The sequence below is a fragment of the Thioalkalivibrio paradoxus ARh 1 genome (assembly GCF_000227685.2).
In the GTDB taxonomy this organism is placed as follows: domain Bacteria; phylum Pseudomonadota; class Gammaproteobacteria; order Ectothiorhodospirales; family Ectothiorhodospiraceae; genus Thioalkalivibrio; species Thioalkalivibrio paradoxus.
Window position 1 is genome coordinate 453943 of the sequence record NZ_CP007029.1, and the last position, 13395, is coordinate 467337.

The following is a 13395-nucleotide window of genomic DNA, read 5'->3' on the forward strand; positions in this document are numbered from 1 at the left end:
GTGTGGTGTTAAGCGCCCGTTGTAAGGCGCGCGTGGTAACGCGTGTCTTGCAACGCGGTGTTCAGGTGCAGCTGCCGTCCCCGCCGGGGCAATCCCGCTTCCGCTTGATCCGGGGCTCCGGGGCATAGTTCTCCAGCACGTACTGCTCAACCCAGGCGTAGAGCACGGGCGGGATCGCGGCGTTGTAAACCACCTCGCCGCCGAACTCGTAGGCGTTGGCCTCGTCGTAACTCAACGACACCAGAAACGGTTCCGGGCGCCCCTCGGCGTCGGTGTGCGTGACCACGAAGATCTTCGGTTCCCGTGCCAGCAGGTTGTGGTAGTAGCTCTCCAGCTCGTCGCGGTACAGCCGTACCTCGAATCCCGACCACAGGTACTGCTCGCCCTGATCCGAGGCCCGGATGACCTGGGCGTTCGCGGAGGATTCGGTGGCTCCTGGATCCAGCGTCACCCCGATCAGGTGCCAGCTCTCGCGGATCCAGCGCGCATCCGGGCGGTTCCTGCGTTCCATCACGACGCGGACCCGGAAACTCTGCGGCGCCGGGTTCGGGGCGTCTCGTTTGTGGACGTCGGTGTTGGGCTGGGTCATCGGTGCCTCGACCTGAATGCGTTTTTGTTCACCGTGCTGAATCCTGGATACGCAAGACATGTACCAGCCAATGCGGCGACCCTCGGCTTATCGGGAATCGGCTTCCCGAATGCTTCCGTAAAGCCGTCAAGGCCGCGACCCCTTGGCCTGTCCAGGACATTTCGCATCATTCCCCTGCGACAATCTGTCGCAGGTGCCGGCCGATTTTCACCGTTCCCGCGCGAATCGAACGCGGAATGCAACTTGCTTCATTTCTCAAGAAGGCCGCGCGAGCGCCTGGAACCGGAGCCATGCCCGTTCGATGAACCGACCCTCGACACAGCCCGCCCACAAGCCCGCGATGAGTACCGCAGGCCTTGCGCCATCGCATCCGGTACAGGTGCTGGACGAGTACGGCATGCCCCGCGACGTCCATGTCGCCGGCGAGCGTCCGTTGACGCTCTATGTCGACAAGCGCGAGATCGTGACGCTGATGACGCTGGGCAGCGCACCGGAACTGCTCGCGCTCGGCTACCTCCGCAATCAGGGCTTCGTCGAGACGATCGACTCGATCGTTTCGGTGCAGGTCGATTGGGAGACCGGCGCGGCCGCGGTCACGACATCCCGCGGGGTCGAGGATTGGGAGGGCAAGCTGGCCCGCCGTACCGTCACGACCGGTTGCGGTCAGGGCACCGTGTTCGGAAACCTGATGGACAAGCTCGACGGGATCCGACTCCCGGCGGTGGTGCTGCGGCAATCGGCGATCTACCGAACGCTTCAGCATGTGAGCGAGTACAACGAGGTATATCGCGTTGCGGGCGCGGTGCACGGCTGTGCGCTGTGCCGCGGCGACGCGATCGAGATCTTCGTCGAGGACGTCGGGCGGCACAACGCCGCCGACGCCATCGCGGGACATATGTGGCTCGAGGGGCTTCCGGGAGCCGAGCGGGTCTTCTATACCACCGGGCGCCTGACCAGCGAGATGGTGATCAAGGTGGCGATGATGGGAATCCCGATCCTGGTGTCCCGATCCGGGGTGACCTCGCAGGGGCTGGACCTCGCGCGCCGCACGGGCGTCACGTTGATCGCGCGTGCGAAGGGCCGGCATTTTCTCGTGTACAACGGCGCCCGGCGCGTGGTCTTCGACGCGATCCCGCCGGCGCCGCCGGGTCGCGGACAACCTCGGCATGGGGGCTGAGCCATGACGACGCTTGCGGACGTACCCCGTTTTCTCAGTGTCAAGCAGGTCGCCGAATACCTGAACGTGCATGAAAAGAAGGTCTACGCGCTGGTCAGCGAGGGCAAGATTCCGGGCACCAAGGTCACCGGCAAGTGGCTGTTCCCCCGCGAGTTGGTCGACCAATGGATGCTCGAATCCAGCCATGGCGGGCTGCTCAGTGACCGGCTCGTCCTCGCGGGCAGCGACGACGCGCTCTTGCACCGGGTGATCCCGCGGGTCGCAGACCGGATGCGCTCGCGGGCGCTGGTCAGCTTCACCCCGATCGTCACGCGGCTCGGCCTCGAACTGCTGCACGGCAACCGGGTCGATGCCTGCTGCGTGCACTGGGGGCCGGCGGAAGAAAGCCAGATGCGCCACCCGGCGCTGATCCGGTCGTTTCCGCAGCACCGCCACTGGGTGATCATCCGCGCATTCCAGCGTGAGCAGGGTTTTATCCTGAACCGCTCCGTCGCCGAGTATTTCAGCTCGCCGGACGAGTTGCCGGGTGCCGACCTGCGCTGGATACAGCGACAGCAAGGGTCCGGGACGCAACGCTTCCTGCGCGAGACGCTGGGGCTCCGGGCGCGCGACCCGAGCAGTTTGAAGACGGTCTGCGTGGCCCACTCCGAACGCGAGTCGGCAGCGCTGATCGCGATGGACGAGGCCGATGTCGCGCCCGGCACGCGCTCGGCCGCGCGGGAATTCGGCCTGGCCTTCCTCCCGGCCGGCTGGGAGGCGTTCGACTTCGTGCTGAACCGGTCGATCTATTTCAGAACGCTGTTCCGCGAGCTGCTGGCGCAGATCCAGTCGGGGGAATCCCGCCGCGAGGCCGACCGCCTGCAGGGCTACGACCTCTCCAGTTGCGGCCGCATGATCTGGTCCGAGGGCTGACTGGCACCTGACCACGGGTGCATGGCAGGCTGAGGAAACGCGGTCCGGCTCCGCGCCGCGAGAGCAGGTTTGAGCCGCGTCATCGCCGCGTCTCGCCGACCCCGTGGGCGGATACACCCATACCGGGAGCCATCATGTCTGACCTGCATTGTTTCCGCATTCTCCTTCCAGCACTCGTCCTGGTGTCCCTGTCGCTCGCCGGTTGTCAGGGCGGTAACGATGCATCGGACACGCCCGATCCCGAGCCAGTCGGCTATCAAACCGAAGTGGTGATCGATGGCTTCCAGCATGCCTGGGGAATCGCCTTCCTGCCCTCTCCGAACGACGATCTTGCGCTCGTCACCGAACGGCCGGGCCAGCTGCACTTGGTGAATCTGGAAACCGAATCGGCGACGGCCATTGCCGGGGGTCCCGAAGTCGCGGCCGTGGGGCAGGGCGGCTTGCTGGATGTGGCCGTGTACCCGGATTTCGGGCCCGGTCAGAAATGGGTATACCTGAGTTATTCTGCCGCTCACCCCGAGAATCACCAGCAATACGCCACGCATGTGGCCCGTGCACGTCTGAATCTTGCGGAAGGGCGGCTGGAAGAGAAGGAAGTGTTGCTGGTGGCCACACCTTTCTCGCCGTCCATTGCGCACTTTGGTTCCCGCCTGGCCTTTGACGATCAATGGCGGCTGTACATCACCAGTGGCGACCGCGGGGAGCGCGATGCGGCGCAGGCGTTGGACTCCGGTTGGGGCAAGACGCTGAGAATCGAACGGGATGGCCGCATTCCGGCCGACAACCCGTTTGCCGACGAACCGGGTATCACCGCTGCCGTTTTCACCTATGGGCATCGTAACGCCCAGGGCATGGCGCTGGAGCCCAGCACCGGCCTGATGTGGCAAAACGAGCACGGCGAGCGTAACGGGGACGAAATCAATATCCTGGATCAGCCGGGCGGCAACCACGGATGGCCGATCGCGACCTGGTCGCGCGAGTACCATAACGATGAGCCCATCGGCGTGGAGCCCCCGGCACACCCCGATACCGTCGATCCCATCCATTACTGGGTGGACGGGCACTACCCGGATGGGCAGCAAGGCTTTCCCCCGTCCGGCCTGGCGTTTTATCAAGGCGAGGCCTTCGCGGATTGGCAGGGGCAATTGCTGATGGGCAACCTCGCGCACCGCTATCTGGGGCGTTTCGAACGTCATGGACGGGAAATCACGGCTGAACACCGGATGCTGACCGAGCTGGGCTACCGGATTCGGGACGTCGCCGTTCATCAGGGCGCGATCTACGTGCTGGTGGACGAAGCGAGTGGCCCGCTGCTTCGAGTGACGCCCGCGGATCCGCCGGGCTGACGTTTGCCTCGCCCGCCCATCAAGCCGATTCTTGCAGCGCGCGGACCGATGCCCGGGTGGCTGCCGTATCGATCCTGACCCAGGCCAACGCATCATGCGCGACCGTGACCCCGTCCCACGCGTTGTTCGCAGTTGTGTGGCTGACCTCCACGCGGTAGGTTGGCGACATGGAACTGCAACTCGTCCGGGACGTGTTCGAAAGCGAGCCTGACCTGGAGCTGGCGATCCTGATCGGCAGCCGGCAGCGGGGGGCCGCGACCCCTGCCAGCGACTGGGACTTCGCGATTCAGTGGGCCCGGCATTTCGGATTTACCGAGACACTTGCCGCGACCGAAGGCCTGCGTCACCGGCTGGCGAAGGTCCTCGATGTCGCTCCAGCGCGCATCGATCTCATCGACCTTGCTGCCGCACGGCTGGCCATCCGGGCAGTGGTCGCGGAAGAGGGTCGTCTGCTCAAGGGCGACGGCACCCGGGCGTGGAGCCACTTTCTGACGCGGACCTGGCGCGAGCTGGAGGATTGGGCCTGGGAGTCGGAACATGCGGCTTGAGCTCTATCAGCAGGAGATCGCGCACATCGCCCGCGAGCAGGCTGCGATGTTGGCCGAAGCGCGGGAGCGCCTGCGGTCGGGTGGGGCGCTGAGCCGGCTGGAGCAGAACGGGGTACTTCATGCGCTGCAGGTGCTGGTCGAAAATGCCATCGGCAAGGCCAAGCACCTGATCAAGGCCGCAGGGGAACCCGTTCCGGTGTCGGCCTACGACAGCTTTGCGGTGCTGGCGCGTCTGTTGGGGCTGTCGCCGCAGGACCTGGTCCGCTGGAACAGCGTGGTCGGCCTTCGCAATCGGATCGTCCATGACTATATGAATCTCGACATGCACCGGGTGTTGCAGCTGGTCGAGAACGGCGGACACGACTTCGTCGTGCAGTTTCTTCTCGCACCCATCCCTCCCGTCGCGCATCCAGAGGAGGAATAGCGGAGTCGGCGACTCCTGCCGTTCCGGATGCTCGCAGGCGAGACCTGACGCCGTTCCTCCCGGCCAGGCTCTTTTGGGCGTTCGGTGCCATCGTCTGCTACCAGATGCACCGTACCGGAAATGCCCGCAGTGCTGGATCGGCAGTTACGAGGGGAACCTGTTCGAGCTCGGCCTGGGCGGCCAATATCCGGTCGAAGGGATCGCGGTGGTCCACCGTATAAGCCCCGGCATGGATGGCTTGCCTGTAGTTGACGGCCAGATGGGTGAAGCCGTCCGCCGTGATCAGTTCATCGAATCGCCGGAGAACCTCGCTGCCGATTTCGAGTTTTCCCAAGCGATGCTTGGTGGCAATCTCCCATGCGCTGGCGGCACTCACGAGCACGGTATTCTCCAGGTCCCCAATTACCTCGTGAGCCTTTGCAGACAGCCGCGCGTCGTTTGTGAACCACCAAAGCAGCGCATGAGTATCGAGCACGAGTCGCACTACTTCTCCCACGCGGCGAGTTCATCCTCTGGCAAGGGATCGAAGAAAGCGTCTTCGACCCGGCCCTCCACACGCCCGGGCTGGCGCTGCGGCGGGGCGGACTCCAAAGGAACGAGGCGCGCATAAGGGCGGCCGGACTTGGCCAGGATGATCTCCTCGCCGTCATGCGCGCGTTTCAACAGGCGCGACAGATGTGTTTTCGCTTCGTGTACGTTGACCGTGGTGCTCATGGGCGCCCTCGGGATGACTTAGTCATGAGACTTAGTCTATTGGCGGCCGTTATGTGGGTCAATAGGCGCCCGTGGCAAGACAGCCAGCCCAGTCGTCGCTTGCAAACGGCACGGACTCCGGCGAGTCGGGGGAGGTGAATCTACCCCGTGTAAGGGCCGACCCAAACCCGCGGGTATTTTCCGCGGAGCCTGTGAAGGCGCAACCGGGGCAGTGCCAGGCGTTCCAGTACAGTGCCCTGGAGTTCGCGCACCGTTCCCGATGTTCGCATGCGAGACCCCGAGGATTCGCAACCCCCGAGTTCGGCGTGGCCATCAATTGGCGCGTGGGCTACAATGTAGCCCACATACGTTTCCATGGAGAATGCCATCATGCCCGCTAACGCCGTCGTGCGAGCACGAATCGACGAGAAGACCAAAGCGGAGGCAACCGTCGTCCTGGCGGCGATGGGGCTTACTGTATCGGATGCTTTCCGGATCATGTTGACTCGGGTGGCGCGCGAGAAGGCGCTGCCCTTCGAACCACTAGTGCCGAACGAGGAGACGATCGAGGCGATGAAAGAGGCCCGCCGCGGCGGTTTGAAGTCCGCCGGCAGCGTAGAGGAGTTGATGGCGGACCTGCATGCGGACGATTGAGTACACACGCCAGTTCAAGCGTGATTTCAAGCGCGTCCGGAAAGGCCCTCACCGCCGCACTTGCGTCGGCGCCACAAGCTGGTCAGTCGGGCGCAGGCGTACCACCATTTCCCTGGCCCTGTGCTCTATGGACGCTACGGACTTTTCAAACTGCCCACGCATGCGCCCTGGCGATCGGCGCATGCCCTGGTGTGAAGGGCATCGGAAAGCCGTGTACGGGAGAACTGTACGCACGGTTTGATGAGGGGGGACAGGCCAACAGGGCTACGTCCCGGCTATTGAGGCACCGCCAGACGAAAGGGGCGGCAACAGATAGGCCGGAGCTACGGCGGTGGTAACCTGTCCTCTACTCTACCCTTTCCCGTGACCCCCTTCCCGCGGGAGCCTTCGCCCGAGGCGCCGCATGCCTCAAACCAGGTCTTCCATGTCCACCGCCAGTGCGCGTGACAATGCTTGCAACACCCCGACAGTGGGCTGCTTCTTACCCGCTTCGATTTGCGAGATGTAGGGCTTGCCGACTCCGGCGGCGTCGGCAAGCTTTTGTTGGGTCAGGCCGCGATACTCCCGCCAGATCCGCAACGGCTGGGTTGCCCCGTTCAGGAATCGTTCGGCTACCTCGGTGGGCAATATCTCGTCCTCGCCCCGGTTGATCTCCGCCATGGCGCGATCGTAGGCTCGGATATCCTCCATGTCCTCGGCCAGCGCCAGCAATCGGCGATAGGTTTCGATGGGCACCACCGCGTACTCCGGCTGCCCGTCCCGCTCGATGATCTGTACCTGGGCATTCATTTGAAAATGTCTCCTCTCGAACCCGCATCAACGACCAGGATGATCATCGCGTTGTCGTCCCTGTGGTAGATCACCCGCCATTTGCCGACCCTGAGCCTGAATCCGTCTCTGCCTTGCAGCGCCTTGATATCAAGCCTGGCCGTGTCCACGTCTGCGACCAGTTGTCTCAGCGCCTCCTGAATACGCTGTCGTGCACCCGTCGGCAGTTTCATGAGGGCCTTGAGCCGGGGTTCCGGTCGCTGCTACGCGGCGGTACGATTTTCTCCGCTGTGAAATGGCATGAATCCCGTCTTCACTGCATCCAAAACAACCAGTTCCACGATCGTGCCGTCCTCTGCGTAACTGACATTGACGTTCCAATCTTGGGACACTTCACTGACGATCTCTTTGTCGCTGAACCGGATTTCCAGAATATCGTCCTGGGGGTAATAAGTGGTTTTCATGGCTTCTTCTCCCAAGAGAAGTGATGCATCAACGTCTTGATCACCAGCGCTGACTCCAAGGCCGCTGCGGCACAAACCAGATTGTCATTGCGCTGAGGGTAGCATTTGGCTATCCAGAGCCTGCGGTCGTCCTTGTGGCGGACTTCGCCCGTTTCGATGAGATCCTGCAGCAGTATCTCGTCGATTCCGCGTTCGATCATCCGGTTACGAGCGTGTGCTGTAATACGGATGGGTCGGTCGAACCGGTGGCTATGCATGGTGGTTACTGACGCACCTCGTCCAGTGTCTCTGCACCCAATACCCGGTCAGACCACAGCAGCAATGTATCGGCGTCGGCAGATTCTACCCTCGTGCGTACTGCCTCCGGCAGCGGACCGAACTTCAGCGTGAGTTGCCGCATCAGTGCGCGTGCCTCGCCCAGGCCAATCCCCTCCTGCCGGCCCTTCTCAAGGCCCTGTTTGAGGCCTTGTTCCAGGCCTTGCTGGATGAACCGTTCTGCGAAGCGCGTCATCTCTGCCACCTCCTCCGGGTACCGCTGGCGGTAGACGATACGCTCATTCTCATCCAGTGCCGCGTAGATGTCGATGAAATCCAGGTATTTGAGCCGCCGCTCGGGGTCCGGTTCCAGGTCGGTCAGCCCGCGTACTGCGTGGGCATAGACGTCTACCTTGTCCTTGGGACTGTAGGCCACAGAGTAGCCGTTCGGAATGGCCGACCGTTACTTCTCAGCTGGCCGATTCGTCTGGAGCCAGTTCTCCACCCGCAGTCCGGGCACGCGCTGGAATTCTCGCTGGTTGTCGGTGACGACCGTGGCGCCGAGTGCCAAGGCGTGCGCCGCGATCAGGAGGTCATTCGGGCCGATGGGCTGTCCGGTCTGCTCGAGTTGCAGACGGAGCCGCCCGTATTCGCGATCTGAGGGTAGGTCGAGCGGCTCTACGCGCATGGCACCAAGGACCTTCTCCACCTGCTCCGTCAGCGCTACGGATCCCCGCTTCGCTGCACCGAACCGTAGTCCGGCAGCAGCGATGATGGAGGTGCAGACCGCGTGCTCACCGACCCTCTCGATCCCGCGTTTGACGATTCCCTGAGGGTGGCGCACCAGATCGGAGAGGATGTTGGTATCCAGTAGGAAAAGCGGTGTGTCCGTCACAGGCGTACGTCGTCCAGCGCGCCGAGCCCGGAATCAATATTGGGGAACGCTTCTTCGAGATCGTGCAGTGTGGCCAGTGTGGCAAGGAGTCCCTTGCGCCGGACGGGCTCGATCACGAGGCGGTCGTCTTCCCGATAGATGACGGCTTCTTCTGTGTCCAGTTCGAACTCCCGCGGAATCCGGACCGCTTGGTTACGGCCGTTGCGGAAGAGTCGGACATGACGGGTGGTTTCCATCTCGGCACCTTCGGAACCTCGGCATATGCTCAAGCATCTGCCATCACTCCGTCTTGCTGCAAGGGGCTGGGTCAAATTGCCCTCTTCCCTGCACGACGCATTACAGGGCGGGTGGCGATCGCACAAGGAGTTCAGTTCGGCCCTTGCAACAAGGGAAACGTCTGGGTGCTATAGTCCTACCACGCTGAATTCATGGTGGACTGATGCCATCTCAAGCAACCGGCGCCAATGATCGGGGCCCGATCTCCGCGTCGGATCGAGTGACGAGCCTGGCATCGGAGGCCGCGGGCATCATACGGGAGGAGCTCGGAGCGTCTTCTCGAATCCTCTGGTTCGGATCCTGGGTCAGGGGGGCCGCGCGGCCACATTCCGACATTGACCTGGCGGTCATCCCGCCGAAGGGCGTGACCAGCCGTGACTGGAGCCGCTTGCGCGAGCGAATCGAAGAGATCCCGACGTTGTTACAGCTTTGACCTGATCGATCTGACCGAGTCGAGCGAGGCACTGCGCTCGGAGATCGACAACACGGAGTCCCGGTGTGAATCCGCACCTTGGCAGTTTCAACAAGCCGCTGGATCGACTGGCGGAAGCTCGTGATGCTTCAGCCGCATGTACACAAAGGGGTCGCCCAGGAACCTGGGAGGACTCATGCGCTCCTTGCGCGAGCGGATAGCTGCAGAAAGTGGGTGTCCCGGAGTTGCCGCAGCTGGCCGTTTCCTTGGCGCGGATGTGTTGCGCGCGGGGGCAGCGCCCGAGCGCGCGGATCGGGGGCGCGGGTGCATCGTGCGAGGACGCCTTCCGCGGAACCCGACTTGCTGATATGGTACCGAATTCGATACCATTTAGAGGTCGTAATTCAGTTACGCGGAGTGCGCCAAATGACCCTGATGCCAGCGCAAGAGATCAAGCGTCGTGGAATATCCGCCGTTGACGAGGCGCTTGCGCTTGGACCCGTGCACATCATCAAGAACAACCAACCGCAGTATGTCGTACTGAGTGAGTCCGCCTATCGGGAACTGCTCGAGGCACAGGAAGAAGCGACCATCGCGCGTGTTCGCGCATCGCTCGAGGACGCGGCTGCAGGCAGAGTGACCCGCCACGATTCCGCTGAAGCTTTGCTCAAACACCTGTCGGATTGAAGCCGATGCCGTGGGTTCTCCAGACCATGGCTGCATTTGATCGGCAGGCACGCAAGTTCCTCAAACGGCATCCCGACCTTCGGGCGCGCCTGGCTGACGTGCTGGTCTTACGGGAGCAAGATCCTTTTGCCCCGTCACTCCGGCTACACGCGTTGACTGGAAAGCTCGAAGGTCTGCAGGCTGTGCGCATCAACTACAGCAACCGGGTGGTCCTCCGACTACAGATCGAGGGACAAGAGATTCTTCTGCTCGATATCGGTAGCCATGACGCTGTCTATCGTTAACAACGGCAACCTAGGGCCTCTCCAACCGCTCCGTATGTTCGCATGCTAGACCTGACCCCGTTCCTTCCGCGGAGCGTGCCTTCAGGTAGGTCTCCGGGGTGGTTGGGTATTGTGGTATAGGCTCTTGTTGCTGGGTTGTACCAGATCTCGTGGGAGCCGGCCGCCTGACGATCGAATTCGAATCCCAGCTTTTTCAGCCGCTTGGTGACCTCCCGCTATCGAAAGCCACCCAGGCGCCCCATTCAGCCTCCCACCACCAGCGGGTAGTCGAAGGAGTCGCCGGCCGCCCTGAGCCCGATCGACTCGTTGCGCTCGGCACGCGCCTCGATGAGCCGCCGTGCCACGTCGCGCGCAATCTCCAGCGTTTCCGCAACAGTCCGCCCCTGCGCCACGAGCCCGGGTACTTCATCGGATGTGGCCAGGTAGTAGCCCTCGGGCAATTTCTCTACGTGCAGGTTGATGATCTGTTCCATGCGCAAAGCTCCTGGGGCAGCATGCTCGGAGGTTAGCGTGAAAGTCACGGCCTGTCTCGTGTCCCGGGCGACCCGTAGGGCGGAATAGCGCAGCGTCATCCGCCGCTCGGCGTTCGTGCCTGCTTGGCGCCTGCGGCAACCCCGGCGCCAGCTGGCGGATGACGGCCTTCGGCCTTTTCCGCCCTACGCCTCTTTCATCATCAGGGGTGGCTGCCCGGGCCATGACAGTTAGCGTGAAAGAACCCGCGGCGCGCGTCCGGGGTGACCCGTAGGGCGGAATAGCGCAGCGTCATCCGCCGCTCGGCGTTCGCACCTCCCCGGCGCCTGCGGCAACCCCGGCGCCAGCTGGCGGATGACGGCCTTCGGCCTTTTCCGCTCTACGCCTCTTTCATCATCGGGGGTGGCCACATACAGGAGCAAGCACGGCATAAGCTTCGAGGAGGCGGGAACCGTTTTCTCGCCCTACGCCCCTTTCATCATCGGGGGTGGCCACATACAGGAGCAAGCACGGCATAAGCTTCGAGGAGGCGGGAACCGTTTTCTCGGACTTCCTGTCTATCACCGTTCCAGATCCGTTACATCCTGCGGCTGAGGAACGCTACGTGACCATAGGCAGGTCCGAAAGGCAGCGGCTCTTGGTGGTTGTTCACGCCGACCGTGGAGACAGTGTTCGGCTGATTTCGGCGCGCGTCGCAACCGCGCGTGAACGAAACGCATACGAGGAAGCCCATGGCTAACAATCACGATCCGGAAATGCAGGACGAATATGACTTTTCCCATGGTGTTCGCGGCAAGTACGCGGCACGGTACCGGGAAGGCACAAATCTCGTGAAACTTGACGACGATGTGGCTTCAATGTTTCCGGATGAGCAGTCCGTGAACGAGGCCCTCCGGGCACTGGTGGACATCATCCATCAGCACGACAAACGCCACGCATGAGACCCGTGGGCAGCTCCCGGGGGTTGGCTTCTTGCCTCGGTTTGGCCGCCAGCCGTTGACAGCCCGTAAGCGTTGCACGTGGCGCCGCTCCTCAATCTGGCCGTAGAGCACGCTGATTCCGTCACCCCGGCTCTCCACTTCCGCACGTCATCGGGCCGGAACGAAACGGAGGGCCTGACTAACGCGCGCAGCGAGTGATCCACTGAGGTGGGGGCGGCCATCAGCACGCGTGGGGGCTCCTTCCGTGGAAGGGGGGCTGCGGAAAGGCAGCGCGACCGGCAGCCGGCGTTCCAGCAATGTGGCTGTAACAGAGAATCGTACCCGTCGGTGGCTTGCACCGGTACGGTGGGGCGACGCTGCGCAATCAGGCCGCCTTGCGCTCAAACAGCGCGCGGGCGGCACCCATGCCGCGCAGGAAGGCGACGTTGCGCGCCACGCAGTGCGCGGTGAGGTGCTCCGGTGTGCCGATCGCCGTGCTGAACAAGTCCAGCATCCGCGCGGCGGTGGCGATGAACTGCTCGGGATCGATGTTCAATCGCTCCAGGATCCGCGGCGTCTCGCCGGGGATGTACCCGCGCTTGTCCTCGCGGATCACCCGTCCGGTGCTGTCCACCAGTTCCAGGTAATCGTCGAAGGCAAAGGGGATCGCCGCCGCCATGCGGCCGGTGGCATCGAAGGGCATCAGCGGTGCGCGCGGCAGGGCGTTGAGGTGGGCTTCGAGCGGGTGCATGGAGCGCGGTTCCACCGTGCCGGATGGCGGTACATCGCCCGGCCTTGGCGTTCCGTTCCCAGCCGTTTCCACGGCTACCTCTAGAGGCGTGTCGTCCGTCTCCGGGATCGCGTCGTCGCCTCCCACAACCTCGGCAGCTAAAGGCGTGGATTCGTCCTCAGCCGCACCCGCCTTGTGCAGGCGCTCGGCAATCGAGGTAAACGCGGAATCCTCCGGAACCGTCGCCAGCCGCGCCCGAATCGGATTCAGATCCACATACGCCATCGCCGTCAGCACCGCGGCTTCATCGAGCAGCGCGTGGCTCTTGAACCGCCCCTCCCAGAACCGGCCCGTGACTCCGTCCTCGGCATTCGCCATCCGCGAGATCGATTCGTTCAACACCCGCATGTACCAGGACAGGTCCCCCAGTCGCGCACGGTAGGTCGCAGCCCAACCCTGCACCGCCTCGAGCTGCGCCTCGACCATACCCGCGCCGCCATCCCGCAAATACTGCTGAACCAGCTCCGGGCCGGTGTAGAGTTTGGTCCAGCGCCGAAGCACCTCGTCGTTCGACCACGCCTGGGCCCGCTCCGCATCGACGCGCACGACTTGATGGAAGTGGTTCGACATCACGGCATACGCCGCTACATCGACCGCAAACACCCCGGCCAACTGCTCCATGCGCGCCACGATCCAGCCGCGCCGGTGCTCGAAGTTGCGCCCGGTCGCCCGATCCTCGCCACACAGAAACGCCCGGCGGACACAGCGGGAGATCACGTGGTACCAGGGCGTGGCGTCCAGGCTGACCAGGGCCGAGCGGGGGTAGGGCATGGCGGGTCTCCGGGGCGGGAGCTTTGATGGTGCTGAAGAGGATGCCAGAGCGCGGTGGA

General features: G+C 63.4%; 23 protein-coding genes and 3 pseudogenes. 13 read left to right on the forward strand and 13 right to left on the reverse strand.

What is annotated here, in order from left to right:
* Window positions 1-61: 61 nt before the first annotated feature.
* Entirely contained in the window at window positions 62-589 is a 528-nt protein-coding gene (locus tag THITH_RS02065) for a DUF3305 domain-containing protein (protein ID WP_006746169.1), read from the reverse strand.
* Window positions 590-929: 340 nt separating this feature from the next.
* Between THITH_RS02065 and THITH_RS02070 the strand changes: the two genes are divergently transcribed.
* The 5 genes from THITH_RS02070 (at window position 930) to hepT (ending at window position 4996) form a co-directional block, all read left to right on the forward strand.
* Entirely contained in the window at window positions 930-1766 is an 837-nt protein-coding gene (locus tag THITH_RS02070) for a formate dehydrogenase accessory sulfurtransferase FdhD (RefSeq protein ID WP_198019457.1), read from the forward strand.
* Between the two features lie 3 nt (window positions 1767-1769).
* Window positions 1770-2678 (forward strand): helix-turn-helix transcriptional regulator, encoded by a 909-nt coding sequence (locus tag THITH_RS02075; RefSeq protein WP_006746167.1) that lies wholly within the window; start codon window positions 1770-1772, stop codon window positions 2676-2678.
* A gap of 134 nt (window positions 2679-2812) precedes the next feature.
* Window positions 2813-4024 carry a PQQ-dependent sugar dehydrogenase gene (locus THITH_RS02080; RefSeq protein ID WP_006746166.1) on the forward strand — a complete coding sequence of 404 codons (1212 nt, stop codon included), beginning with the start codon at window positions 2813-2815 and terminating at the stop codon, window positions 4022-4024.
* Between the two features lie 167 nt (window positions 4025-4191).
* Complete coding sequence (mntA, locus tag THITH_RS02085; protein ID WP_006746165.1) at window positions 4192-4572, forward strand: type VII toxin-antitoxin system MntA family adenylyltransferase antitoxin; 381 nt, start codon at window positions 4192-4194, stop codon at window positions 4570-4572.
* Complete coding sequence (gene hepT, locus THITH_RS02090) at window positions 4562-4996, forward strand: type VII toxin-antitoxin system HepT family RNase toxin (RefSeq protein ID WP_006746164.1); 435 nt, start codon at window positions 4562-4564, stop codon at window positions 4994-4996. Before mntA ends, hepT begins: the two co-directional genes overlap by 11 nt.
* A gap of 97 nt (window positions 4997-5093) precedes the next feature.
* On the opposite strand, the gene THITH_RS02095 is transcribed toward hepT, so the two are convergent.
* Window positions 5094-5480 (reverse strand): type II toxin-antitoxin system VapC family toxin, encoded by a 387-nt coding sequence (locus tag THITH_RS02095; RefSeq protein WP_006746163.1) that lies wholly within the window; start codon window positions 5478-5480, stop codon window positions 5094-5096.
* Window positions 5480-5710, reverse strand: a complete 231-nt coding sequence (locus tag THITH_RS02100; RefSeq protein WP_006746162.1) for a type II toxin-antitoxin system Phd/YefM family antitoxin — start codon at window positions 5708-5710, stop codon at window positions 5480-5482. Before THITH_RS02100 ends, THITH_RS02095 begins: the two co-directional genes overlap by 1 nt.
* A 369-nt stretch (window positions 5711-6079) precedes the next feature.
* Here THITH_RS02100 and THITH_RS02105 point away from each other — a divergent pair, with 369 nt between their 5' ends.
* On the forward strand, window positions 6080-6343 hold the full coding sequence (locus THITH_RS02105; RefSeq protein WP_006746161.1) for a type II toxin-antitoxin system RelB/DinJ family antitoxin: 264 nt from the start codon (window positions 6080-6082) through the stop codon (window positions 6341-6343).
* A 408-nt stretch (window positions 6344-6751) separates the two neighbouring features.
* Here THITH_RS02105 and THITH_RS02110 read toward each other — a convergent pair whose 3' ends face one another.
* Genes THITH_RS02110 through THITH_RS02140 form a run of 7 tightly spaced genes read right to left on the reverse strand, consistent with a single transcriptional unit; the run spans window position 6752 to window position 8961 of the window.
* Complete coding sequence (locus THITH_RS02110) at window positions 6752-7132, reverse strand: helix-turn-helix domain-containing protein (RefSeq protein WP_006746160.1); 381 nt, start codon at window positions 7130-7132, stop codon at window positions 6752-6754.
* Window positions 7129-7344 carry a type II toxin-antitoxin system RelE family toxin gene (locus tag THITH_RS02115; protein WP_006746159.1) on the reverse strand — a complete coding sequence of 72 codons (216 nt, stop codon included), beginning with the start codon at window positions 7342-7344 and terminating at the stop codon, window positions 7129-7131. Before THITH_RS02115 ends, THITH_RS02110 begins: the two co-directional genes overlap by 4 nt.
* Window positions 7345-7374: 30 nt before the next feature.
* Window positions 7375-7575 (reverse strand): DUF2283 domain-containing protein, encoded by a 201-nt coding sequence (locus THITH_RS02120; RefSeq protein ID WP_006746158.1) that lies wholly within the window; start codon window positions 7573-7575, stop codon window positions 7375-7377.
* Entirely contained in the window at window positions 7572-7832 is a 261-nt protein-coding gene (locus THITH_RS02125; RefSeq protein ID WP_084222598.1) for a DUF4258 domain-containing protein, read from the reverse strand. The genes THITH_RS02120 and THITH_RS02125 overlap by 4 nt, the downstream gene beginning before the upstream one ends.
* A 5-nt stretch (window positions 7833-7837) precedes the next feature.
* Complete coding sequence (locus THITH_RS02130; RefSeq protein ID WP_006746156.1) at window positions 7838-8266, reverse strand: RpnC/YadD family protein; 429 nt, start codon at window positions 8264-8266, stop codon at window positions 7838-7840.
* Between the two features lie 27 nt (window positions 8267-8293).
* Window positions 8294-8725: a type II toxin-antitoxin system VapC family toxin gene (locus tag THITH_RS02135; protein ID WP_006746155.1), complete on the reverse strand. Its 432-nt coding sequence runs from the start codon at window positions 8723-8725 to the stop codon at window positions 8294-8296.
* The gene (locus tag THITH_RS02140) at window positions 8722-8961 is read right to left on the reverse strand and encodes an antitoxin (RefSeq protein ID WP_006746154.1); all 240 of its coding nucleotides are present in this window, start codon (window positions 8959-8961) and stop codon (window positions 8722-8724) included. Before THITH_RS02140 ends, THITH_RS02135 begins: the two co-directional genes overlap by 4 nt.
* Window positions 8962-9164: 203 nt before the next feature.
* On the opposite strand from THITH_RS02140, the gene THITH_RS02145 reads away from it, so the two are divergent.
* The 3 genes from THITH_RS02145 to THITH_RS02155 all read left to right on the forward strand — a co-directional run bounded on the left by THITH_RS02145 (window position 9165) and on the right by THITH_RS02155 (window position 10384).
* Window positions 9165-9434, forward strand: coding sequence for a nucleotidyltransferase family protein (locus THITH_RS02145; protein WP_006746153.1), 270 nt, complete (start codon window positions 9165-9167; stop codon window positions 9432-9434).
* Between the two features lie 405 nt (window positions 9435-9839).
* On the forward strand, window positions 9840-10100 hold the full coding sequence (locus tag THITH_RS02150; RefSeq protein WP_006746152.1) for a prevent-host-death protein: 261 nt from the start codon (window positions 9840-9842) through the stop codon (window positions 10098-10100).
* A gap of 5 nt (window positions 10101-10105) precedes the next feature.
* Complete coding sequence (locus THITH_RS02155) at window positions 10106-10384, forward strand: type II toxin-antitoxin system RelE/ParE family toxin (RefSeq protein ID WP_006746151.1); 279 nt, start codon at window positions 10106-10108, stop codon at window positions 10382-10384.
* Here the strand turns inward: THITH_RS02155 and THITH_RS19635 are convergent.
* Window positions 10381-10587 (reverse strand): annotated as a pseudogene (locus THITH_RS19635) (type II toxin-antitoxin system HicA family toxin); the annotation flags it as partial. The gene THITH_RS02155 and the pseudogene THITH_RS19635 sit on opposite strands and share 4 nt — an antisense overlap.
* 39 nt (window positions 10588-10626) lie before the next feature.
* Window positions 10627-10857: a type II toxin-antitoxin system HicB family antitoxin gene (locus tag THITH_RS02160; RefSeq protein ID WP_006746150.1), complete on the reverse strand. Its 231-nt coding sequence runs from the start codon at window positions 10855-10857 to the stop codon at window positions 10627-10629.
* Here THITH_RS02160 and THITH_RS18920 point away from each other — a divergent pair.
* From THITH_RS18920 to THITH_RS02165, 4 genes and pseudogenes are all read left to right on the forward strand, one after another.
* Window positions 10856-11089 (forward strand): annotated as a pseudogene (locus tag THITH_RS18920) (hypothetical protein). The gene THITH_RS02160 and the pseudogene THITH_RS18920 sit on opposite strands and share 2 nt — an antisense overlap.
* Window positions 11079-11373, forward strand: a pseudogene (locus tag THITH_RS18925) (hypothetical protein). Before THITH_RS18920 ends, THITH_RS18925 begins: the two co-directional pseudogenes overlap by 11 nt.
* Window positions 11343-11594, forward strand: a complete 252-nt coding sequence (locus THITH_RS17405) for a BrnT family toxin (protein ID WP_198019458.1) — start codon at window positions 11343-11345, stop codon at window positions 11592-11594. The pseudogene THITH_RS18925 and the gene THITH_RS17405 overlap by 31 nt, the downstream one beginning before the upstream one ends.
* Window positions 11587-11796 carry a hypothetical protein gene (locus THITH_RS02165; RefSeq protein WP_006746149.1) on the forward strand — a complete coding sequence of 70 codons (210 nt, stop codon included), beginning with the start codon at window positions 11587-11589 and terminating at the stop codon, window positions 11794-11796. Before THITH_RS17405 ends, THITH_RS02165 begins: the two co-directional genes overlap by 8 nt.
* 364 nt (window positions 11797-12160) lie before the next feature.
* On the opposite strand, the gene THITH_RS02170 is transcribed toward THITH_RS02165, so the two are convergent.
* Window positions 12161-13336, reverse strand: a complete 1176-nt coding sequence (locus THITH_RS02170; protein WP_006746148.1) for a hypothetical protein — start codon at window positions 13334-13336, stop codon at window positions 12161-12163.
* Window positions 13337-13395: the final 59 nt, after the last annotated feature.